Genomic DNA, 22449 nt, shown 5'->3' with positions numbered 1-22449 from the left:
GAACAAGAACAAGGAGACCGCATGTCCTGCCCCTACCACGCCCCGTCCGCACCCCGCGGCGAGGCCATCGTGCGCGACGAAGGCGCGCAGCTCGATTTCTCCGGCGACATGAGCTATGGCGACTATCTGCAGCTCGACCAGATCCTCACCGCGCAGAAGCCTCTCTCGCCGGACCACAACGAGCTGCTGTTCATCGTCCAGCACCAGACCTCCGAGCTGTGGATGAAGCTGATGCTGCACGAGCTGACCACCGCGGTCGGCGCCATCGCGCGCGACGAACTGCAGCCGGCGTTCAAGATGCTGGCCCGCGTCTCCAAGATCATGGAACAGCTGGTCCACGCCTGGGATGTGCTGGCCACGATGACGCCGCCCGAGTACTCGGCCATCCGGCCCTACCTGGGCCACTCCAGCGGCTTCCAGAGCTGGCAGTACCGCTGCATCGAGTTCAGCCTGGGCAACAAGAACGCCGCCATGCTGCAGCCGCACGCGCACCGGCCGGACCTGCTGGCCACGGTGGAGGCGGCCTGGCAGGCGCCGGGCCTGTACGACGAGGCGCTGCGCCTGCTGGCGCGCCGCGGCATCGCCGTGCCCATCAGCCACCTGGAGCGCGACTGGACCCAGCCCTACGTGGCCGACGAGGCGGTCGAGCAGGCGTGGCTCACCGTCTACCGCGATCCCCAGCGCCACTGGGATCTCTATCAGCTCGGCGAGGAGCTGACCGATCTGGAGGACGCCTTCCGGCTCTGGCGCTTCCGCCACCTGACCACGGTGGAGCGGGTGATCGGCTTCAAGCGCGGCACCGGCGGCACCGGCGGCGTCAGCTACCTGCGCCGGATGCTGGACACGGAGCTGTTCCCGGAGCTGTGGGCGCTGCGCACGCAGCTGTGAGGATCGGCCAGCGCCGCTCGAACTCGTCCGGCGGCACGGCCGGGCCGAACAGCCAGCCCTGATACTCGTGCACGCCGTGGCCACGCAGCCATTCCAGCTGCCCGGCCAGCTCGACGCCCTCGGCCACCATGGTCACGCCGAGCATGCGGCACATGGTGACGATCATCTCGGTGATCGCCGGGCGGTCGGACAGCGCGCGGATGAAGGATCGGTCGATCTTCAGCGTGTCGACCGGATAGCGGTGCAGATAGGCCAGGTTGGAGTAGCCGGTGCCGAAATCGTCGATGGCGATGCGCAGGCCCATCTGACCGAGCGACTCCAGCGCAGTGACGGTGCGGTCGTCGTGGCCGAGCAGCACCGACTCGGTGATCTCCAGCTCGATGCGGCGCGGATCGCAGCCGGTGCGCTTCAGGATCGCGTCGATCTCGTCGATCAGGCCGGCGTGGAAGAACTGGCGCGGCGACAGGTTGACCGACACGGTCAGCACGCGCCCGGCCCCCGCCCAGGCCACCTGCTGCGCGCAGGCCTTCTCCAGCACCAGCGCGCCGAGCTCGCAGATCAGGCCGCAGTCCTCGCAGACCGAGATGAAGACATCCGGCGGGATCATGCCGCGCTCGGGATGGTGCCAGCGCACCAGCGCCTCGGCGCCGACGATGCCGCCGCTGACCACATCGACCCGCGGCTGGTAATGGACGCTGATCTGCCCCTGCGCCAACGCCCGGCGCAGCTCGACTTCCAGCGCCAGGCGCGACTGCGCCGAGGCGGTCATCTCGGGACGGAAGCGCATCGCACCACCGCGCCCGGCCGCCTTGGCGCCGTACATCGCCAGATCGGCGTGGCGCATCAGCGTGTCGATGTCCTCGCCGTCGTGCGGGAAGACACTGATGCCGATCGAGGGCGTGACGCGCAGCTCGGTCTGCGGCAGCACCACCGGCTGGGAGATCAGCGCCACCAGCGCGTCAGCGCGCCGCTCGGCCCGCGCGGCGGCCTCGCGGTGCGGCAGCAGCAGCAGGAACTCGTCGCCGCCCAGCCGTGCCACCCGCTCGCCCGGCTCGAGCGCATCGTTCAGGCGCCGTGCCAGCTGCACCAGCAGCTCGTCGCCGACCGCATGGCCGAGCGAATCGTTGACCCGCTTGAAATGGTCCAGATCGACGAAGACCAGCGCCGCCTCGTCGCCGCGCAGCCGGCAGGCCTTCAGGGTCTGGGAGAAGTCCTTGATGACCTGGTTGCGGTTGGGCAGGCCGGTGAGCTGGTCGTGGTCGGCCAGATACTGCGCCTGGGCCTGGGCCTGCTTCAGGCCGCTGATGTCGATCTCGGTGACCAGCAGCGCGCGCCGTCCGGTCACCGGATCGCTGCACAGCCGCGCCGACAGGTCGTGCCAGCGCTCGCCCGCCGCGGTGCGCACCCGCGCGATGATCTTGCCTTCGCCGCAGACCTGCAGCGCGGTGACCAGATCACGCAGGTCCTCGCGGTCGACCAGCCGGGACGACAGCCGCTCCGACCCTTCGGCCACGCTGGAGCGCGAGGCCGGATTGCGGTAGAGCGCACGACCAGCACGGCTGTACAGCGTGGTCATCACCTCGGTGTGCAGCAGCGCGTCGACGCTGCGCAGCGAGTCCGGCGGCGCAGCCGTCTCGGCACGCCGGGCGTCGCACAGCATCGCCATGCGGCCGTCGTCGAGCCGCCAGCCGCTGAAGTCGACCCACAGCGTGACCGGCACGCCGGCCGGATACAGCGTCCACTGCTCGCCGAAGCGCTCGCCGGACTGGAAGTCGGCCTGGTACTGGCGCAGCCGCCGCGCCACCGCCACCGACATGCCACGGCCCATGTCGCGGGCGCGCAGGTCCTCGAGGCTGCCGGCCTGCCACATCCGCACCGCCTCGGCATTGGCCCAGTGCACCCGGCCACGATCGATGTCGAAGATCCACACCGGATGATCGAGCCGGTCGAGCAGCACGGCCGCGTCGACCCGCGCGGGCTCGAGAGTCAGAGCCTGCATCGGCGCACTCCCGCTCAGGCCAGAGGCTGAAGCAGATCGGCCACCGGACGGTGGCCGGGCTGCGAGCGCACCCGCTCGATCCAGCGCAGCACGGCCGGATGGCGATCGAGATCGAAGCCGCCCTCGCGGGCCAGGTGCGTGTAGCCGAAGACCGCGATGTCGGCGATGCCGTAGCCGCTGTCGCACAGGAACTCGCGCTCGGCCAGATGCGCGTCCAGCAGCGCCAGCCCGGCATGGCCGGCGTCCAGCCAGCCGGGAAAGCGTGCCGCGTTGGCCTCGCGCAGCGCCGGCACGAGGGTCGAGAAGAAGCGTGCCGGCGAGATGTTCGGCTCCAGCGCGGTCTGTTCGAAGATCATCCACTGGATGGCCTGCGCCCGGTGCAGCGGCGCGGCCGGGATCAGCGCGCTGCCCTCGGCCAGATACCAGGCGATCGCGTTCGACTCGCCCAGGCGCTCGCCACGGTCGGTCAGCAGGAAAGGCACCTGCCCGCGCGGATTGATGGCCAGGAAGCCAGGCCGGCGCGTCTCGCCGCCGAGCACGTCGATCGGCTGCAGATGGCAGTGCACCGCAGGTGTCCCGGCGCCGCGCTGGGCCAGCACCTGGACCGGCTTGTAGCTGTTGCCAGAACCCGCAGTGATGTAGAGCGTGTGCGAGGCGGCTTGAACGCCACCGGATGCGCCAGTGCTCATGTGTCGTACCTCCCTGCCCCGGTCGGGGCTCGACGGGCTGAGCAGCCCGGAAACGGTGGGAGGCTCCCCACGGAGCATCCCGCCGGGGAGATCGGAGAAAATCTGCGGAAATTGAGCGATGCCGACTGGAGCCTGGCGCGCACCCGGCCCCGCCGCGTGACCTACAGCACCAGCGCGAGCCGCTGCAGCAGCAGCACCGCGAAGAATCCCAGCGCGGCGATGACGGTCCAGCGCACGATCAGCAGCCCCAGCCGACGCCAGCGCGCCTCGCCAGTGGCCAGGTAGACCGCGAAGCTCAGCAGCCCGGCCACCATCAGCAGAAAGACCAGGGTGCGGAAGACCAGCACGGGATCACCAGGCCGGCGCCAGATCGGCCAGACCCCGCGGCGCCAGGCGCTCGTCCTGGAAGGTCACGATCTCCCAGGCGGACTCGTCGGCCAGGAGCGCGCGCAGCAGGCGGTTGTTGAGCGCATGGCCGCTCTTGTAGGCGGTGTAGTCGGCCAGCAGCGGCCGGCCGCAGACATGCAGGTCGCCGATGGCATCAAGGATCTTGTGCTTGACGAACTCGTCGTCGTAGCGAAGCCCCTCGGCGTTGAGCACGCGGTAGTCGTCGACGACGATCGCGTTGTCCATGCTGCCGCCCAGGCTGAGGCCACGCGAGCGCATCATCTCGACATCCTTCGTGAAGCCGAAAGTGCGCGCCCGCGCGATGTCCTGCTTGTAGCGCCCTGAAGCGAAGTCGAAGACGACGCGCTGCCCGGTGGCGTCCACCGCCGGATGGCCGAACTCGATCTCGAAGCCGAGCCGATAGCCGTGGTAAGGCGCCAGCCGCGCCCACTTCAGCGTGCGGCCCTCGCCTTCACGGATCTCCACCGGCTTGCGCACCCGGATGAAGCGCTTGGGCGCGTCCTGCAGCGCGATGCCGGCGCTCTGCAGCAGGAAGACGAAGCTGGCCGAGGAGCCGTCGAGAATCGGCACCTCGTCGGCGGTGATGTCGATGTGCAGGTTGTCGATGCCCAGACCGGCGACCGCCGACAGCAGATGCTCGATGGTCTGCACCTTCGGCGCACCGGGATCACCGCCGGGCGAGATCGTCGTCGCCATGCGGGTGTCGCAGACCGACTGCGGCGTGACCGGAATGTCGACCGGCGTGGGCAGGTCGATGCGGTGGAAGACCAGACCGGTGTCCGGCGCGGCCGGGCGCAGCACGAGCTCGACCTTCTGGCCGCTGTGCAGGCCGACACCGACGGCGCGGGTCAGCGACTTGAGGGTGCGTTGGGGCAGCATGACCACATTCTAGGCAGCACGATGTCGCGCGGGCGTTGCGCAAACGACAAGGCCCGGTGTCCGCGAGGACACCGGGCAAACAGGAAGCAGCAAGGAAAGGGAACGGGAGCGTGCGGGCGTGTCAGTCCGCCTGCTTGCGCAGGAAGGCCGGGATCTCGATCTCGTCCATGCCCTTCGAGGCCATCGCGTCGACCCGGGCCGCGGCCTGGGTGCGGTTCGGACGCCACACGCTCGGCGAGGACGAGCCGACCGAGGCACCGCCGCGCTGCTGGTCGACCAGCGGATGCGTCAGGACCGGGATGTTGTCGGTGCCGGTGCGTTGCCCTACTGCGGGCGGCACCACCTGGACCACACGCTGCTGCGGCGCCACCGGCTGGACCTTGGCGCCCGAGGACAGACCGGTCGCGATGACGGTCACCCGCAGCGCGTCGCCCAGGCTCTCGTCGTAGGCGGTGCCGTAGATCACATGGGCCTCTTCCGCCGCGTAGCGACGGATCGTCTGCATCGCGTTGCGGCTTTCCGACAGCTTGAAGTTCTGCTTGCTCGCGGCGATCAGCACCAGCACGCCGCGCGCGCCGGACAGGTCGACGCCCTCGAGCAGCGGGCAGGCCACGGCCGCCTCGGCGGCCTTCTTGGCGCGGTCCGGGCCGCTGGAGGTGGCGGTGCCCATCATCGCCTTGCCCGGCTCGCTCATGACGGTCTTGACGTCCTCGAAGTCGACGTTGACCAGGCCAGGAATGTGGATGATGTCGCTGATGCCGCCGACGGCATTGCGCAGCACGTCGTTGGCCTCGGCAAAGGCCTCTTCCTGGGTGATGTCGTCACCGAGGACCTCGAGCAGCTTCTCGTTGAGCACGACGATCAGCGAATCGACATTGGCCTCGAGCTCGTTGAGCCCGGTGTCGGCCTGCTTCATGCGGCGCGGGCCCTCGAACTCGAAGGGCTTGGTGACCACGCCGACGGTCAGGATGCCCATGTCCTTGGCCAGGCGGGCAATGACCGGGGCCGCGCCGGTGCCGGTGCCACCGCCCATGCCGGCGGTGATGAAGACCATGTGGGCGCCTTCCAGCGCCGCCTTGATGCGGTCGACCGCTTCTTCGGCCGAGGCCTTGCCGGCCTCCGGACGCGAGCCTGCGCCCAGACCGGTGTGGCCGAGCTGCAGCAGCGTGTGCGCCTTGGAACGGTTCAGTGCCTGTGCGTCGGTGTTGGCGCAGATGAACTCCACGCCCTGCACGCCGCGGTTGATCATGTGGTCGACCGCATTGCCGCCGCCGCCACCCACGCCGATCACCTTGATCTGCGTGCCCTGATTGAACTCTTCGATCATCTCGATACCCATGCCGCTCTCCTTGTGTCTGCGTCTGAATTACATCAGAAACTTTTCAGGAACCAATCCCTGGCCCGGACGAACAGTCCCTGGGCCACTCCCGGGGATGCTGCACCGCTCGGCGCCGATCGCATGCCGCGCACTCTTGCCAGGCGCGCCTCCTCCAGCAGACCCATCGCGGTCGCCGAGCGGGGGCTCGCCACCATGTCGTAGAGGGCCCCGCCATAGGTCGGAACCCCCTTGCGCACCGGCTTGAGGAAGATGTCCTCGGCCAGTTCGACCATACCCGGCATCACAGCCGATCCCCCGGTCAGGACAATGCCCGATGAGAGAAGTTCCTCATGGCCACTTTCCCGGATCACCTGCTGGACAAGCGCAAATATCTCTTCTACGCGGGGTTCGATCACGCCCGCCAGCGCCTGACGGCTCAAGATCTTCGGAACCCGGTCACCGAGTCCGGGCACCTCGAGCTGCTCGGCCGGATCGGCCAGCAGCTGCTTGGCCACCCCATGTTCGATCTTGATCTCCTCGGCATCCTTCGTCGGCGTGCGCAGCGCCATCGCGATGTCGCTGGTGATCAGATCCCCCGCAATCGGAATCACGGCAGTATGACGGATCGCGCCATCCGTGAAAATCGCCACATCGGTGGTGCCGGCACCGATGTCGACCAGCGCCACGCCAAGCGCCTTTTCATCGGGCGTCAGCACCGACAGGCTGGAGGCGCTCGGGTTGAGCACCAGCTGCTCGACCTCCAGCCCGCAGCGCCGCACGCACTTGACGATGTTCTCGGCCGCGCTGTGCGAGCCGGTAACGATATGCACCCTGACCTCGAGCCGCGCGCCGCTCATGCCGACCGGCTCGCGCACCTCCTGGCCGTCGATGACAAATTCCTGCGGCTCGACCAGCAGCAGGCGCTGGTCGTTGGGAATGTTGATCGCCTTGGCGGTCTCCACCACCCGCGACACATCGAAGGGCGTGACCTCCTGGTCGCGCACGATGACCATGCCGGTGGAGTTGCGCCCGCGCACATGGCTGCCGGAAATGCCGACATGGACCCGGCCGATCTTGCAGTCGGCCATCATCTCGGCCTCTTTCAGCGCCTGCTGGATCGAGTGCATCGTCGCGTCGATGTTGACGACGCTGCCGCGCTTGAGTCCGAGCGAGGGGGCCACGCCCAGCCCGGCCAGACGCAGCTCGCCGTCCGGCAGCAGCTCGGCCACCACCGCCATCACCTTGGCGGTCCCGATGTCGAGCGCGACGACGAGTTCGTTGTATTCCTTGGACATGGCTGCGTCTTTCTCGCGAGCGTGCTCAGTGCTTCCTGGCCGGTGCCGGATGGGCGGTGGTGCCCATGCCGGCCAGCTTCAGCGCATAGCCCTCGACATGCCGCAGATCGGCATATTCGATGGCGCGGTTCTCGAAGCGGCGCGACACCTGGCCGACGCTGGCCACGAAGCGCCGGGTGCGATCGACGATCTCGTCGGCATCACCCCGCCCCAGCTCGATGACCGCGCCCCGGTCGAGATGGGCACGCCACGATCCGCGGTCTGACAGCTCCAGCCGGTCCACCCGGCTGCGCATCGAGGCGAAGACCGGCACCAGGCGCTTCCACATCGCCAGGACCTGGGCCGAGGTGTCGCGCGGCCCGCGCAGCGTCGGCAGCGTCTCGTCCTCGACATCGCCGAGGTTGACCTCAAAGACCTCGCCGAAGCTGTTGACCAGCAAGGGCTCGCGCGCCTCGCGTTCCCAGTAGGCGACCGGCTGGTGCTCCTCCAGCCGCACGATCAGGTCGTGCGGCCAGACGCGGCGCACCTCGGCGCGCCGCACCCAGGGAATCGACTCGAAGGCGGCCCGCGCCTCGACCAGATCCAGCGTCAGGTAGTTGCCTTCCAGCCGGGGCAGCGCATGGCGTCGGATCGAGTCGGTGGTGCTGTGCTCGACCTCGCCCTCGACATGGACCTGCTTGAGCGCGAACCAGGGCGAATGGACCAGCCAGTGGCCGCCGACCAGCAGCAGGCCCAGCACCAGCAGCCAGACCAGCACCGACGAGCCCGAGCGCATCAGCTGCACGTCGAGCGGCAGCATGACCGGATCGGACGGGGCGGAGCTGTCGCGTGTCGTCATACCAGCGCCTTCGTTCGCCTTCACTCGCGAGGCGCGGCCGGAGCCACATCCAGGCGCGCGGCCGCCAGCAGCCGCAGGCACAGGTCCTCGTAGCTGACGCCGGCCGCGCGGGCCGACATCGGCACCAGCGAGTGGCCGGTCATGCCCGGCGAGGTGTTCATCTCCAGCAGGAAGGCCTGGCGGTCGCTGGCGCGGATCATCAGGTCGGCGCGGCCCCAGCCGCGGCAGCCCAGCGCCTTGTAGGCCGCCACGACGATGCGCTGGATCTCGCGCTCCTCGTGCTCGGGCAGGCCGCTCGGGCAGAGGTAGCGCACCTCGTCGGTGAAGTACTTGTTCTGGTAGTCGTAGCCGGCCTCGGGCGGCACGATACGGATGACCGGCAACGCGTGCGCGCTCTCGCCCTCGCCCAGCACCGGGCAGGTGATCTCGTCGCCGGCGATGAAGGCCTCGGCGAGCACGTCCGGGTCATGGCGCAGCGATTCCTCGACCGCCGCGGCCACCTGCGCCGCCTCCAGCACCTTGGTCACGCCGATCGACGAGCCCTCGCGCGGCGGCTTGACGATCAGCGGCAGGCCCAGGCGCGCGGGCAGCGCGGCAATCGCCTCGGGCGACTGCTCCTCGGGGGCCAGGCGCACGTGCGCCGGCGTCGGCAGGCCTTCGGCGATCCAGACGCGCTTGGTCATCACCTTGTCCATCGCGATCGCCGAGGCCATCACGCCGGAGCCGGTGTAGGGGATGCCCATCATCTCGAGCGCGCCCTGCACGCAGCCGTCCTCGCCGTGGCGGCCATGCAGCGCGATGAAGGCACGGTCGAAGCCCTGCTCCTTGAGCTCGTGCAGGTCGCGCTCGGCCGGATCGAAGGCCTGCGCGTCGACGCCGCGCGCGCGCAGCGCCGCCAGCACGCCCGCGCCGCTCATCAGCGAGATCTCGCGCTCGGCGGAGGTGCCGCCCATCAGCACGGCGACCTTGCCCAGCGCGCGGACATCGACAGTCACGACAGGTTCCTGGGCACTCATCACGCACGCTCCTTCAGCAGATCGTTCAGCCGCTCGATCACCTTGGCGGGCACGCCGCCGATGGAGCCGGCGCCCATCGCGATGACGACGTCGCCGGCCCGCGCCTGCTCCAGGATCACCTGCGGCAGCTCGGCGATGTCGTCGACGAAGACCGGATCGACCCGGCCAGCCACCCGCAGCGCGCGCGTCATCGCGCGGCCGTCGGCGGCGACGATCGGCGCCTCGCCGGCCGCGTAGACCTCGGTGAGCAGCACCGCATCCGCCGTGCCCAGCACCTTGACGAAGTCCTCGAAGCAGTCGCGGGTGCGGGTGTAGCGGTGCGGCTGGAAGGCCAGCACCAGGCGCTGGCCGGGAAAGGCGCCGCGCGCGGCGGCGATCACCGCAGCCATCTCGACCGGGTGGTGGCCGTAGTCGTCGATCAGCGTGAACAGGCCGCCCTCGCGCGCCGGGTGGTCGCCCCAGCGCTGGAAGCGCCGGCCCACGCCGCCGAACTTCGCCAGCGCGGCGACGATCGGCGCATCCGGCAGCTCCAGCTCGGTGGCGATGGCGATGGCCGCCAGCGCATTGCGCACATTGTGTTCGCCGGGCAGGTTCAGCGTGATCTGCAGGTCCGGCAGCGTCACGCCGTTGCGGCGCTGGCAGGTGAAGCGCATCTGGCCGCCGGGCAGCGCCTGCACGTCCACCGCGCGCACCTGCACGCCCTCGTCCAGGCCGTAGGTGATGACCGGGCGCGAGATCATCGGCAGGATCGAGCGCACGCCGGGGTCGTCCGCGCACAGCACCGCCGAGCCGTAGAACGGCATCTTGTGCAGGAAGTCGACGAAGGCCGCCTTCAGCCGCGCGAAGTCGTGGCCGTAGGTGTCCATGTGGTCGGCGTCGATGTTGGTGACGACCGACAGGATGGGCAGCAGGTTCAGGAAGGAGGCGTCGGACTCGTCGGCCTCGACGACGATGTACTCGCCCGAGCCCAGCGCCGAGTTGGCACCGGCCGAGTTGAGCTTGCCGCCGATGACGAAGGTGGGGTCGACGCCGGCCTCGGCCAGCACGCTGGTCACCAGCGAGGTGGTGGTCGTCTTGCCGTGCGTGCCGGCGATGGCGATGCCCTTCTTCAGGCGCATCAGCTCGGCCAGCATGACGGCGCGCGGCACCACCGGGATGCGCCGCGAGCGCGCGGCGATCACCTCGGGGTTGTCGCCCTTCACCGCGGTGGAGGTGACGAGCGCCTCGGCGCCGGCGATGTGCGCGGCGTCGTGGCCGATGTGGATGCGGATGCCCAGCTCGGCCAGCCGGCGGGTCACCGCGCCATCGGCCTGGTCGGAGCCGGAAACGGTGTAGCCGAGGTTGTGCAGGATCTCGGCGATGCCGCTCATGCCGGCGCCGCCGACACCGACGAAGTGGATGTGCTTGACGGCGTGCTTCATGCTTGCTTGAGGGGGGTCGTCATCAGGGGATTCGTGAGGTGCTCGATCTCGTCGGCGACGCGCTGGGCCGCGCGCGGCTGCGCCAGCGTGCGTGCGCGCTGCGCCATCTGCAGCAGCCGGGTGCGGTCGAGCCGACGCAGCAGCTCGGCCAGCGATTCAGGCGAGAGCTCGGCCTGCGGCAGATGGATGGCGGCCTTCTGCCGGTCCATCCAGATCGCATTGTCGCGCTGGTGCGCGGTGGTGCTGACGATCAGCGGCACCAGCACGCTGGGCACGCCGGCCGCGCACAGCTCGCTGACGGTCACCGCGCCGGCGCGGCAGACGATCAGGTCGCACTCGGCCAGGCGGCGCGGCATGTCCTCGATGAAGGGCAGCACCTCCAGCCCGGCCGCCGACGGGTCGAGCCCGGCCTGCACATAGGCCGCACGCACGGTCTCGAGATGGGCCACGCCGGTCTGGTGGGTGACGACCGGGCGCTCGGCCGGCAGCAGCCGGGCCAGCGCGCGCGGCAGCGTCTCGTTGAGCACCTGCGCGCCCAGGCTGCCGCCGACCACCAGCACCCGCAACGGACCGCTGCGGCCGGCAAAGCGCTGCTCGGGCGGTGCGATCGCCTCGATCTCGGCACGCACCGGATTGCCGGTCACGATGCCCTGGGCCACGCCGCGCGCGGCCTCGCCATCGAAGCCGAAGGCCACCCGGTCGGCGAAGCGCAGCAGCGAGCGGTTCGACAGCAGCAGGCCCGCGTCCGCGTTGACCAGCATCAGCGGCCGCCCCAGCAGCCGCGCGATCAGCCCGCCGGGAAAGCAGACATAGCCGCCCATGCCCAGCACCGCGGTGGTCGAGCGCCGCTTCAGGATGCCCAGGCACTGCGCCAGCGCGCGCGCGAGCTGCAGGCCACCGCGCAGCAGCCCGAGCGCGCCCTTGCCGCGCAGGCCGGCGAAGCCGATGGTGTCCATCGGAATGCCGGTCGGCGGCACCAGGCGGTTCTCCATGCCCTTCGGAGTGCCCAGCCAGCTCACGGTCCAGCCGCGGCGCATCATTTCGCGCGCCACCGCCAGGCCCGGCATGATGTGGCCGCCGGTGCCGGCAGCCATGATGACCAGATGACGCTGTGCCGACGCGCTCATGGGCGCCCTCCTCTCAGGATCTGGCGGTTTTCCATGTCGATGCGCAGCACCACCGCCAAGGCCACGCAGGTCATGATGATCGCCGATCCGCCGTAGCTCATCAGCGGCAGCGTCAGGCCCTTGGTGGGCAGCACGCCCAGATTGACGCCCATGTTGATGAAGGTCTGCCCGCCCATCCACAGGCCGATGCCCTGCGCGGTCAGGCCCGAGAACACCCGGTCGAGCGCCACCGCCTGGCGGCCGATCACGAAGATGCGCCTCACCATCCAGAAGAAGGCGACGATGACGACGCTCACGCCGACCAGACCGAGCTCCTCGCCGATGATGGCCAGCAGGAAGTCGGTGTGCGCCTCGGGCAGGTAGTGCAGCTTCTCGAGCGACTGGCCCAGGCCCTGGCCGAAGTACTCGCCCCGGCCGAAGGCGATCAGCGAGTGCGTCAGCTGGTAGGCCTTGCCGTCGGCGTTGTCCTTGGCCCAGGGATCCAGGAAGGCGAAGATGCGTCCGCGCTTCTCGGGCGACACGGTGATCACCAGCACCAGGGCCGAGACCAGCACGCCGATCATGATCACGAACACCCGGCCATTGACGCCACCCAGGAACAGGATGCCCATCGAGATGATCGCGATCACCATGAAGGCGCCCATGTCCGGCTCGGCCAGCAGCAGCAGGCCCACCACGCCCAGCGCGATGGCCATCGGCAGCACCGCGCGGGTGAAGCTTTCCTTCACGTCCATCTTGCGCATCATGTAGCTGGCCGCGTACATGGCCATCGCCATCTTGGCCAGCTCGCTGGGCTGGAAATTCATGACGCCCAGCGGAATCCAGCGCCTCGAGCGGTTGACCACCTTGCCGACCCCCGGGATCAGCACCAGGATCAGCAGCAGCAGCGCCGCGACGAACAGCCACGGTGCCATCTTCTCCCAGGTCCGCATCGGGATGGCCAGCGTCACGCAGGCGGCGATCACCGCCAGCCCCACCGACAGCACATGGCGCGACATGAAGTGGGTCGGCGTGTAGTTGCTGTATTTCGGACTGTCGGGCAGCTGGATGGAGGCCGAGTAGACCATCACCAGCCCGAGCGAGATCAGCCCGGCGATCACCCAGGCCAGCGTCTCGTCGAAGCCGACCCAGCGCGGCGGCGTGCCCGAGGACAGGCTGTTCCAGCTGCGCACCGGCACGTCGCCGCCGGCGCCGCCGCGCAGGCGCTGCCACAGCCCGCCGAATCCTCCTGGTGCGGCGCTCACGGCCCGAACTCCCCGCGCTCCTGCGCGATCGCCTCGACCTCGGCGACGAAGACCTCGGCGCGGTGGGCGTAGTTGCGGAACATGTCGAGGCTGGCGCAGGCCGGGCTCAGCAGCACCGCGTCGCCCGAGCGCGCCTGCACGAAGCTCCAGCGCACCGCCGCCTCCAGCGTGTCGAAGCGCTCGACCGGCAGCGCCGCGTCGGCCAGCACGGCGGCGATCTCGCCCGCGTCACGCCCGATCAGCGCGACCGAGCGTGCATGCGCGGCCACTGGCGCGGCCAGCGACGAAAAATCCTGGCCCTTGCCGTCGCCGCCCAGGATCAGCGCCAGCCGGCCGGGCAGCCGGTCGGCGCCCAGGCCGGTCAGCGCCGCGACGGTGGCACCGACATTGGTGCCCTTGCTGTCGTCGTAGGCGTCGATGCCGTCGATCGTGCGGATGAACTCGACCCGGTGCGGCTCGCCGCGGTATTCGCGCAGGCCGTGCAGCATCGGCGCCAGCGGCACGCCGGCGGCGCTGGCCAGTGCGAGCGCCGCCAGCGCGTTGGCGGCGTTGTGGCGGCCGCGGATGCGCAGCGCGTCGGCCGGCATCAGGCGCTGCAGCACCACCGGCGCGGCGCCGATGCCCGCGCCGCCACGGCGCCCGCGCGGCAGCTCGTCCTCGGCCGCCTGCGCACGCGCCAGCCAGGCCATGCCGTTCTCGACCACCAGGCCCCAGTCGCCGGGGCGGCGCGGCGCGTCCAGCCCGAAGCGCACCATGGCGGGCGCGGTGGCATCCTCGGTTGGCGCCGCCGCGCGTCCGCGCGTCGGGCGAGCCACCGGTTCGGCCGGGGCCATCGCCTCGACCACCGCGTCGTCGCGGTTGAGCACCCGCACGCCCCGGCGGCCGAAGATGCGCGCCTTCGCCTCGGCATAGGCGGCCATCGAGCCGTGCCAGTCGAGGTGGTCCTGGGTGATGTTGAGCACGGTGGCGGCGGTCGGCTCGAAGTCGGTCACGCCGTCGAGCTGGAAGCTCGACAGCTCGAGCACCCAGACCTCGGGCAGCGCGGCCGTGGCCTCGTCGGGCGCGGCGGCGCGGCGGTCCAGCGCCTCGCCCAGCGTGCCCAGCAGCGTCGGGCCGATGTTGCCGGCCAGGCCCACGCGCAGGCCGGCGCGCTCGCACAGCTGCGCGGTCAGCGAGGTGGTGGTCGTCTTGCCGTTGGTCCCGGTGATGGCCAGCACCTTGGGCGCATAGCTTTCCAGGCGCTGCAGGTCGCGCAGCGCCCAGGCGAACAGCGTGAGCTCGCCCTGCACCGGCAGACCGCGCCGGGCGGCCTCGTCGAGCAGCGGCCGCAGCACCGGATCGTTCGGGGCCAGGCCGGGGCTCTTGAAGACTGCCTTCACGCCGTCGAGCAGCGCCGGGTCGGGCGCGCCGCAGCGCAGCTCGGCGCCGGGCACGTCGCGCTCGAGCGCGCCGGCCTGCGGTGGCGCGGCGCGGGTATCGGCCACGACGATACGTGCGGCGCCGCAGCGCCGTGCCCAGCGTGCCATCGCCAGGCCCGAATCGCCCAGGCCCAGGATCAGCAGGGCGGTGTCCTTGAGTGCTTCCATGTCAGCGCAGCTTCATCGTCGACAGACCGACCAGGCACAGCAGCATCGTGATGATCCAGAAGCGGATCACCACCTGCGTCTCCACCCAGCCCTTCTTCTCGAAGTGGTGGTGCAGCGGCGCCATCAGCAGGATGCGCCGGCCCTGGCCGTACTTCTTCTTGGTGTACTTGAACCAGCCGACCTGGACCATGACCGAGAGCGCCTCGACGACAAAGATGCCGCCCATGATCGCCAGCACGATCTCCTGGCGCACGATCACCGCGATGGTGCCCAGCGCGCCGCCCAGCGCCAAGGCGCCGACATCGCCCATGAAGACCTGCGCCGGATGCGCGTTGAACCACAGGAAGGCCAGGCCCGCGCCGGCCATCGCGGCGCAGAAGATCGCCAGCTCGCCCGCGCCGGGAATGTGCGGCAGGAACAGGTACTTCGAGTAGACCGCGTTGCCGGTCGCATAGGCGAACAGCCCCAGCGACGCGCCCACCAGCACCACCGGCATGATCGCCAGGCCGTCCAGCCCGTCGGTCAGGTTGACCGCGTTGCTGAAGCCCACGATGACCAGGTAGGTCATGATGATGAAGCCGAACACGCCCAGCGGATAGCTGACCGACTTGAAGAAGGGCACGATCAGGTCGGCCTTCGGCGGCAGGCTGTTCGAGAAGCCCGACATCACCCAGTCGAAGAACAGCTCGAGCACGCGCAGGTTGGAGGTCTCCGAGACGCTGAAGGCCAGGTAGAGCGCCGCCAGGATGCCGATCAGCGACTGCCACAGGTACTTCTCGCCCGAGGGCATGCCCTCCGGGTTCTTCTGCACCACCTTGCGCCAGTCGTCGACCCAGCCGATCGCGCCGTAGCCGAAGGTGACGACCATCACGATCCAGACGAAGCGGTTGCTCCAGTCGAACCACAGCAGCGTCGAGACCGCGATCGACAGCAGCACCAGCACGCCACCCATCGTCGGCGTGCCGCGCTTGACCAGGTGGGCCTGCACGCCATATTCGCGCACCGGCTGGCCGATCTTCAGCTCGGTCAGGCGCCGGATGACCCACGGGCCGAAGGCCAGACCGAGCAGCAGCGCGGTCATCGCGGCCATCACCGCACGGAAGGTGATGTACTGGAACACGCGCAGGAAGCCCAGCGTGTCCGGATACAGGCCTTGCAACCACTGTGCGAGGCTAATGAGCATGTCGTTCTCCTGGTGCGGCCGATCCGAGGTCGCCCTCTTCGCGGATCGCCGCGACCACCTGTTCCATCTTCATGAAGCGCGAGCCCTTGACGAGCACCGAGCGCACCTCGCCCAGCGCCGCCCGACCCGCGCCCGCGCGCATCGCCGCGACCAGCGCCGCGGCGTCGGCCTCGTGGCGCACCGCGGTGCCGGCGCCGGCCGACGTCGCGGCCTGCGCGGCGTGGGCCGCGAGTATGCCTGCGCTCCAGAACAGCTCGATGCCGCTGGCCGCGGCGTGGGCGCCGACCTCGGCATGGAAGGCCGGGCCGTCGTCGCCGACCTCGCCCATGTCGCCCAGCACCAGCCAGCGCGGGCCGGGCAGCGCCGCCAGCACGTCGATGGCCGCGCGCACCGAGTCGGGGTTGGCGTTGTAGCTGTCGTCGATCAGCGTGATCGTGCGCCCGCGCCAGGCGCGCTGCTCGACCGCCGAGCGGCCGCGCACCGGCCGGAAGGCCGCCAGCCCGTCGCGCACCGCCGCCAGCGGCACGCCGGCGGCCAGCGCGCAGCCGGCCGCCGCCAGCGCGTTGAGCAGGTTGTGGCGCCCGGCCACCTGCAGCGCCAGCGCCGCCTCGCCCGCGGGCGTGTGCAGCGTGGCGGTCCAGTGGTCGCCCGCCCAGGCGGCTTCGGCGCGCAGGTCGGCACCCGGCTGATCGAGCGCGAAGGTCTGCACCGGGCGCGCGCCAGCCAGCTCGCGCCACAGCGCGGTGTAGGTGTCGCCCGCGGGGAAGACGGCGGTGCCGCCGGCCGGCAGCGCGGCGATCACCGCGCCGTTCTCGCGCGCGACCGCCTCGACCGTCTTCATGAATTCCTGGTGCTCGCGCTGGGCGTTGTTGACCAGCGCCACCGTCGGCTGCGCGATGCGCGCCAGCTCGGCGATCTCGCCGGGGTGGTTCATGCCCAGCTCGATGACCGCCAGCCGGTGATGGCAGCGCAGGCCCAGCACCGTCAGCGGCACGCCGATGTGGTTGTTGAGGTTGCCGGCGGTGGCATGCGCCGCCTCACCCGCGGCCGCGCGCAGGATCGAGGCGATCATCTGCGTGACCGTCGTCTTGCCGTTGCTGCCGGTCACGCCGATCACCGGCAGGTCCAGCGCGGCGCGCCAGCCCTCGGCCAGCGCCTGCAGCGCCGCCAGCGCGTCGGGCACCTCCAGGCCGGGCAGGCCGGCCTCGGCCAGACCCCGCTCGGCCAGCGCGGCGCAGGCCCCGGCCTCGCGGGCCTGTGCCAGAAAGTCGTTGGCATCGAAGCGCTCGCCGCGCAGCGCGACGAACAGGTCACCGGCGCGCAGCGTGCGGGTGTCGGTATGGACGCGGGCGAAGGCCTGGGCCGGATCGCCGATCAGGCGCACGGACGGCAGGCGCGCGGCCAGCAGCGCGTGCGCCTCGCCCAGGGTCATGAAGTCGTCGGAAGTCATCGTGAGGGAAAGGCGGTCAGGCCGCGGTGGAGGTGCGTCGTTGTAGCGCGGCCTCGGCCTGCTCCAGATCTGAAAAATGATGCCGGACGCCTGCCGTCTCCTGATAGTCCTCATGGCCCTTGCCGGCGATCAGCACCACGTCGGCCTCGTCGGCGTCATGCAGCACGGTGGCGATCGCCGCGGCCCGGTCCTCGATGACGGCCAGCGTCGGCGCGGAAGTGCAGCCGGCCAGGATCTGCCCGAGGATGGCCGCCGGCGCCTCGTGGCGCGGATTGTCGCTGGTGAGCACGACCTCGTCGGCCAGCGCCTGCGCGATGCGGCCCATGACCGGACGCTTGGTGGCGTCGCGGTTGCCACCGCAGCCGAAGACGCACCACAGCCGCCCGCCGCGCGCCTGCGCGAACGGGCGCAGCGCCTGCAGCGCCTTCTCCAGCGCGTCCGGCGTGTGCGCGTAGTCGACCACCACCTGCGGCAGGTCCGCGGCGCCGGCCGGTGGCTCGACCCGCTGCATCCGCCCGGGCACCGGGGTGAAGTCGGCCGCCAGCGCCGCGACCTCCGCCAACGGCAGGCCCAGCGCGCGCAGCACGCCGATCACGCCGACGACATTGGCGGCGTTGTAGTCGCCGATCAGCGCGGTGCGCACCTCCACCGGCGCGTCGGCGTGCTCGCCCTGCTCGGCCAGCCGCAGGCACAGGCCGGCGCCGTCGTAGCGCAGATCGCTGGCCTGCAGCCGCGCCGGCCGGGCCGAGGGCCGGGTCGAGCAGGTCCAGACCGCGATCCGCCCTGCCGCCTGCAGCTCGTCGGCCAGGATGGCGCCCTGCGGATCGTCGATGTTGATGACCGCCGCGCGCAGGCCCGGCCAGTCGAACAGCGCCCGCTTGGCCTGCCAGTAGGCGGCCATGCTGCCGTGGTAATCGAGGTGGTCGGGCGTGAAGTTGGTGAACAGCGCGACATCGATCTTCACCGCGTCGAGGCGGTGCTCGGTCACGCCGATCGAGGAGGCCTCCATCGCGCAGGCCGCGAAGCCGCGTGCGGCAAAGTCGCGCAGCGCGCGCTGCAGCGTGACCGGATCGGGCGTGGTCAGGCCGGTGGAGATCACCCGGGCCTCGGGCGCGACGCGGCTGGGCGGCTCGCCCACGCCCAGCGTGCCGACGACGCCGCAGCGCCGCCCGGCCAGGCTGAGCGCCTGCGCCAGCCACCAGGCGGTGGAGGTCTTGCCGTTGGTGCCGGTGGTGGCCACCACGTCGAGCCGGCGGCTCGGATGGTCGTGCCAGGCCGCGGCCAGCGGCGCGGTGGCCGCCTTCAGCGCCGGCAGTGCCGCGATGCGCGCCTGCGCGGCCGCGCCGAAGTCGAAGGCCTCGACGCCGTCGGCCTCGACCAGACAGGCGGCGGCACCCGCAGCCAGCGCCGCCGGCACATGACGACGCCCGTCCTGGGCGGCGCCCGGCCAGGCGATGAAGACATCCCCCGGCAGGACCTGGCGGCTGTCGGTGCGCAGCACCGCCTGCGGCGCGACGCGGCGCAGCCAGGCCAGCGTCTCGTCGACATCCCGGCAAAAGGTCAAAAGGGTCGGTTGCGTCGATCCCATCAGAACGATTCCTCCTCGGTGCGGGCGGCCTGCGTGCGGGCGATGATCTGCGGCGTCACCTCGCGATCCGGCGGCACGCTCAGCACCCGCAGCGTCTGCTGCACCACCTGGCTGAAGACGGGTGCCGCGACCAGGCCGCCGTAGTACTGGCCCTTGCTCGGCTCGTCGATCATGACCGCCACGACGATGCGCGGCTGGTTGAGGGGGGCCAGCCCGACGAACCACGAGCGGTACTTGTTGCCGGCATAGCCCTTGCCCTCCTGCTTGTGCGCGGTGCCGGTCTTGCCGCCGACCGAGTAGCCCAGGGCCTGGGCCTTCGGCGCGGTGCCGCCCTCGCCGGCGGCCATGCCGAGCATCTTGCGCACCGCCCGGGCCACCTCCGGCCGGAAGACCTGCGTGCCCTCGACCGGATGCTCGCGCCGCTGCAGCGTGACCGGCACGAGCTGACCGTCGCGCGCGAAGACGGTGTAGGCCTGCGCCAGCTGGAACAGCGAGGCCGACAGGCCGTAGCCGTAGCTCATCGTCGCCTGCTCGATCGGCCGCCAGCTCTTGTAGGGCCGCAGCCGACCCGAGGCCAGACCGGGAAACTCCATCTCGGGCTTCTGGCCGAAGCCCACCGAGCGGTACAGCTCCCACATCTCGCGCGGCTGCATCTGCATCGCCATCTTGACGGTGCCGACGTTGCTGGACTTCTGGATGATCTGCTCGACCGTCATCACGCCGAGCGGATGCGAGTCGCGGATCGTCGAGCCGGTGATGGTGATGCTGCCCGGCGCGGTCTGGATCACCGTCTCCGGCCGCACCCGGCCGGCCTGGATCGACTGCGCGGCGATGAAGGGCTTCATCGTCGAGCCGGGCTCGAAGGTGTCGGTCAGCGCGCGGTTGCGCAGGTTCGCGCCGGTGCGGGTGCGCCGGTCGCCGGGCGTGTAGGAGGGATAGTTGGCCAGCGCCAGCACCTCGCCGGTGCGCACGTCCAGCACCACCACGCTGCCGGCCTGCGCCTCGTGCTGAGCCACCGCCTCGCGCAGGCGCTGGTAGGCGACGAACTGCACCTTGCTGTCGATCGACAGCGCGATGTCCTTGCCGTCCTCCGGCTCGACGATCTCGCCGATGTCCTCGACCACACGCCCGAGCCGGTCGCGCACCACGCTGCGGCTGCCGTTGTGGCCCTGGAGCTGCTTCTGGAAGGCCAGCTCGATGCCCTCCTGGCCTTTTTCCTGCAGGTTGGTGAAGCCGACCACATGCGCCGCGGCCTCGCCCTCCGGGTATTCGCGCCGGTATTCGCGCTCGATGGTGATGCCCTTGATCTTGAGCTCGCGGATGCGTGCGGCGGTGGTCTCGTCGATCAGGCGGCGCAGCCAGACGAAGTTGCCGCCTTCGCGCACCTTGGCCGCCAGGTCTTCCGGGGTGATGCCGAGCAGGCGGGTCAGCTCGGCCACCTGCGCCGACGTGGCCTGGAAATCCTTCGGCATCATCCAGACCGAGGGTGCGGGCACGCTGGCGGCCAGCACCTCGCCGTTGCGGTCGGTGATGCGGCCGCGGCTGGCCTGCAGCTCGAAGGTGCGCTGGTAGCGCATCTCGCCCTGGGCCTGGAAGAATTCCTTGTCGATCGCCTGCACATACATCGCGCGGCCGAGCAGCAGCGCGAAGCTCAGGCCGACCACCACCAGCGCCAGCCGGGAGCGCCAGATCGGCGTCTTGGCCGTCAGCAGCGGGCTGGAGGCGTAGCGCGCCCCGGCAGGCGCCCCCTTCTTGCCTGCCGCCGGCGCCAGCCGGGCCGCCAGCCGGGAGCGGGCCCGGTCCAGCCAGCCGGCGCTCACGGCCGTGCCTCCTGCGCCGTCGAGGCCGGAGCCGCGTCCAGATACTGGGTCACTGCCGGCGTGGCCACGCTCATGTGCAGCCGCTCGCGCGCGGCCAGATCGACGCGCACATGGGTGGCCTCGGTGCGCAGCTGCAGGCGCAGCCGCTCGGCCTCCTGCTCGAGGCGGCGGGCCTCGTTGCGCTCGCGCTCGAGCTGCACGAACTGGCGGCGCGAGTCATAGGAGACATGCACCAGATACAGCGCGCTGGCCACGACCGCCAGCAGCAGCACGATGTTGATCCGGGTCATGCGCGCCTCCGCGACGGCGCCGCGGACACCGGCGGCAGCGGCACCTCGGTGCGCCGGGCCACCCGCAGGATCGCCGAGCGCGAGCGCGCATTGGCCTCGATCTCGGCCTCCGAGGGCTTGATGCGCGCGACCTCCTCGAGCAGCGCCGGCTTCGGCGTGGCGAAGGGCGCGCGCCGGTCGAACTCCTCGCGGGCGTGGCGCTGGATGAAATTCTTGACGATGCGGTCTTCCAGCGAGTGGAAGCTGATGATGGCCAGCCGCCCGCCCGGCGCCAGCGCCGCCAGCGAGGCCTCCAGCGCCTGCTCGAGCTCGTCGAGCTCGCCGTTGACCAGGATGCGCAGCGCCTGGAAGGTGCGGGTGGCCGGATCCTGGCCGCGCTCGCGGGTGCGCACCACGGTGGCGGCCAGCGCGGCCAGCTCGGAGGTGCGTGCCAGCGGCTGGCCAGCCTCGCGCCGCGCCACGATCGCGCGCGCCAGCGGGCCGGCGAAGCGCTCCTCGCCATAGACGCGGATCACCTCGGCGATGCGCTCGAAGGGCGCGGTGGCCAGGAATTCGGCCGCGCTCTGGCCGCGCGTCGGGTCCATGCGCATGTCCAGCGGCCCGTCGTGGCGGAAGCTGAAGCCCCGCGCCGGATCGTCGATCTGCGGCGAGGACACGCCGATGTCGAGCAGGAGGCCGTCGACCTGCGCCACGCCGTGCGCGGCCATCACCTCGGGATAGTCGGCAAAGCGCGTGTGGTCGATCGAGAAGCGGGCGTCGTCGATGCGGGTGTCGCCCTCGCGGGCATGGGCGACGGCCTCGGGGTCACGGTCGATCGCCATCAGCCGCCCGCCCGGCGCCAGACGCGACAGGATCAGGCGCGAATGGCCGCCGCGGCCGAAGGTGCCGTCGATGTAGGTGCCGTCGGGGCGATGCAGCAGCGCGTCGACCGCCTCGTGGAGCAGCACGGTGATGTGCTGCCGGCTGGTGGATTCGGCAGGAACGGCCATGAGGGGGGAGAAATCAGAGGCGGAAACCCCGCAAGCGCGACGGCAGCGGCGGCAGGCAGTGCCCGGAGGGTCGGGGCCGCATGACCGGCATCGCGCTTCCGGCGGCCAGGCCGCCGCGAGGACGCGCAGGCACGCTCAGGCGCCCTGCGACATCCGGCGCAGGCGCCGAAGTCCTCTGGAAGTGAAAGTCGACCACAAAAACCCACAAAACGACACGGTCGCCCACTGTAGCGGACAAATTGCGCGAGGGTCAAGGAAGCCACACGCGAATCACCAATGAAATCAAATACTTAGGTGACCACGGCCCTTTGGCCGACGAATCGGGCCAGCGCTGAAAAAAACCATGTGGATGAAGCACTTAGGAATATGTCCCGGCGCCGGGCAGAAGATCAGCGCCTGAGCCAGCCGCCTAAAAATGTGA

The 22449-nt window shown here is 70.7% G+C and carries 19 protein-coding genes; 1 reads left to right on the top strand and 18 read right to left on the bottom strand.

Annotated features, from left to right (window positions below; translation table 11 throughout):
• Window positions 1-21 precede the first annotated feature (21 nt).
• Window positions 22-888, top strand: coding sequence for a tryptophan 2,3-dioxygenase (gene kynA / locus BW996_RS12435; RefSeq protein WP_037480282.1), 867 nt, complete (start codon window positions 22-24; stop codon window positions 886-888).
• Here the strand turns inward: kynA and BW996_RS12430 are convergent.
• From BW996_RS12430 to rsmH, 18 genes are all read right to left on the bottom strand, one after another.
• Window positions 818-2887, bottom strand: a complete 2070-nt coding sequence (locus BW996_RS12430; RefSeq protein ID WP_076458932.1) for a putative bifunctional diguanylate cyclase/phosphodiesterase — start codon at window positions 2885-2887, stop codon at window positions 818-820. The genes kynA and BW996_RS12430 overlap by 71 nt on opposite strands.
• 14 nt (window positions 2888-2901) lie before the next feature.
• The gene (locus BW996_RS12425) at window positions 2902-3576 is read right to left on the bottom strand and encodes a glutathione S-transferase family protein (RefSeq protein WP_051631776.1); all 675 of its coding nucleotides are present in this window, start codon (window positions 3574-3576) and stop codon (window positions 2902-2904) included.
• A 161-nt stretch (window positions 3577-3737) separates the two neighbouring features.
• Window positions 3738-3923, bottom strand: coding sequence for a hypothetical protein (locus tag BW996_RS12420; RefSeq protein ID WP_037480284.1), 186 nt, complete (start codon window positions 3921-3923; stop codon window positions 3738-3740).
• 4 nt (window positions 3924-3927) lie between these two features.
• Complete coding sequence (gene lpxC / locus BW996_RS12415) at window positions 3928-4863, bottom strand: UDP-3-O-acyl-N-acetylglucosamine deacetylase (RefSeq protein WP_037480286.1); 936 nt, start codon at window positions 4861-4863, stop codon at window positions 3928-3930.
• Window positions 4864-4984: 121 nt separating this feature from the next.
• Window positions 4985-6202 carry a cell division protein FtsZ gene (gene ftsZ, locus BW996_RS12410; RefSeq protein WP_037480288.1) on the bottom strand — a complete coding sequence of 406 codons (1218 nt, stop codon included), beginning with the start codon at window positions 6200-6202 and terminating at the stop codon, window positions 4985-4987.
• A 32-nt stretch (window positions 6203-6234) separates the two neighbouring features.
• Window positions 6235-7476 (bottom strand): cell division protein FtsA, encoded by a 1242-nt coding sequence (gene ftsA / locus BW996_RS12405; RefSeq protein WP_037480290.1) that lies wholly within the window; start codon window positions 7474-7476, stop codon window positions 6235-6237.
• Between the two features lie 25 nt (window positions 7477-7501).
• Complete coding sequence (locus tag BW996_RS12400; RefSeq protein ID WP_051631777.1) at window positions 7502-8314, bottom strand: cell division protein FtsQ/DivIB; 813 nt, start codon at window positions 8312-8314, stop codon at window positions 7502-7504.
• A 20-nt stretch (window positions 8315-8334) separates the two neighbouring features.
• Window positions 8335-9330, bottom strand: a complete 996-nt coding sequence (locus BW996_RS12395) for a D-alanine--D-alanine ligase (RefSeq protein ID WP_037480291.1) — start codon at window positions 9328-9330, stop codon at window positions 8335-8337.
• Window positions 9330-10751: a UDP-N-acetylmuramate--L-alanine ligase gene (murC, locus tag BW996_RS12390; protein ID WP_037480292.1), complete on the bottom strand. Its 1422-nt coding sequence runs from the start codon at window positions 10749-10751 to the stop codon at window positions 9330-9332. Before murC ends, BW996_RS12395 begins: the two co-directional genes overlap by 1 nt.
• Window positions 10748-11878, bottom strand: a complete 1131-nt coding sequence (gene murG, locus BW996_RS12385; protein ID WP_037480294.1) for an undecaprenyldiphospho-muramoylpentapeptide beta-N-acetylglucosaminyltransferase — start codon at window positions 11876-11878, stop codon at window positions 10748-10750. Before murG ends, murC begins: the two co-directional genes overlap by 4 nt.
• Entirely contained in the window at window positions 11875-13122 is a 1248-nt protein-coding gene (gene ftsW / locus BW996_RS12380; protein ID WP_037480296.1) for a putative lipid II flippase FtsW, read from the bottom strand. The genes murG and ftsW overlap by 4 nt, the downstream gene beginning before the upstream one ends.
• Window positions 13119-14708 (bottom strand): UDP-N-acetylmuramoyl-L-alanine--D-glutamate ligase, encoded by a 1590-nt coding sequence (murD, locus tag BW996_RS12375; RefSeq protein WP_037480298.1) that lies wholly within the window; start codon window positions 14706-14708, stop codon window positions 13119-13121. Before murD ends, ftsW begins: the two co-directional genes overlap by 4 nt.
• A 1-nt stretch (window position 14709) precedes the next feature.
• Window positions 14710-15891, bottom strand: coding sequence for a phospho-N-acetylmuramoyl-pentapeptide-transferase (gene mraY, locus BW996_RS12370; protein WP_037480300.1), 1182 nt, complete (start codon window positions 15889-15891; stop codon window positions 14710-14712).
• On the bottom strand, window positions 15881-17341 hold the full coding sequence (locus BW996_RS12365; protein WP_037480302.1) for a UDP-N-acetylmuramoyl-tripeptide--D-alanyl-D-alanine ligase: 1461 nt from the start codon (window positions 17339-17341) through the stop codon (window positions 15881-15883). The genes mraY and BW996_RS12365 overlap by 11 nt, the downstream gene beginning before the upstream one ends.
• Window positions 17342-17357: 16 nt before the next feature.
• Window positions 17358-18929, bottom strand: a complete 1572-nt coding sequence (locus tag BW996_RS12360) for a UDP-N-acetylmuramoyl-L-alanyl-D-glutamate--2,6-diaminopimelate ligase (RefSeq protein ID WP_051631778.1) — start codon at window positions 18927-18929, stop codon at window positions 17358-17360.
• On the bottom strand, window positions 18929-20749 hold the full coding sequence (locus BW996_RS12355) for a peptidoglycan D,D-transpeptidase FtsI family protein (RefSeq protein WP_375131339.1): 1821 nt from the start codon (window positions 20747-20749) through the stop codon (window positions 18929-18931). The genes BW996_RS12360 and BW996_RS12355 overlap by 1 nt, the downstream gene beginning before the upstream one ends.
• On the bottom strand, window positions 20746-21039 hold the full coding sequence (ftsL, locus tag BW996_RS12350; RefSeq protein WP_037480307.1) for a cell division protein FtsL: 294 nt from the start codon (window positions 21037-21039) through the stop codon (window positions 20746-20748). Before ftsL ends, BW996_RS12355 begins: the two co-directional genes overlap by 4 nt.
• The gene (gene rsmH / locus BW996_RS12345; protein WP_037480309.1) at window positions 21036-22028 is read right to left on the bottom strand and encodes a 16S rRNA (cytosine(1402)-N(4))-methyltransferase RsmH; all 993 of its coding nucleotides are present in this window, start codon (window positions 22026-22028) and stop codon (window positions 21036-21038) included. Before rsmH ends, ftsL begins: the two co-directional genes overlap by 4 nt.
• Window positions 22029-22449 lie beyond the last annotated feature (421 nt).

Origin of the sequence: Sphaerotilus natans, assembly GCF_900156335.1 — a bacterium.
GTDB classification, from domain to species: Bacteria; Pseudomonadota; Gammaproteobacteria; order Burkholderiales; family Burkholderiaceae_C; genus Sphaerotilus; species Sphaerotilus natans.
Note: the sequence above shows the minus strand (reverse complement) of the source record. Positions and strands in the feature narration are given on the sequence as shown.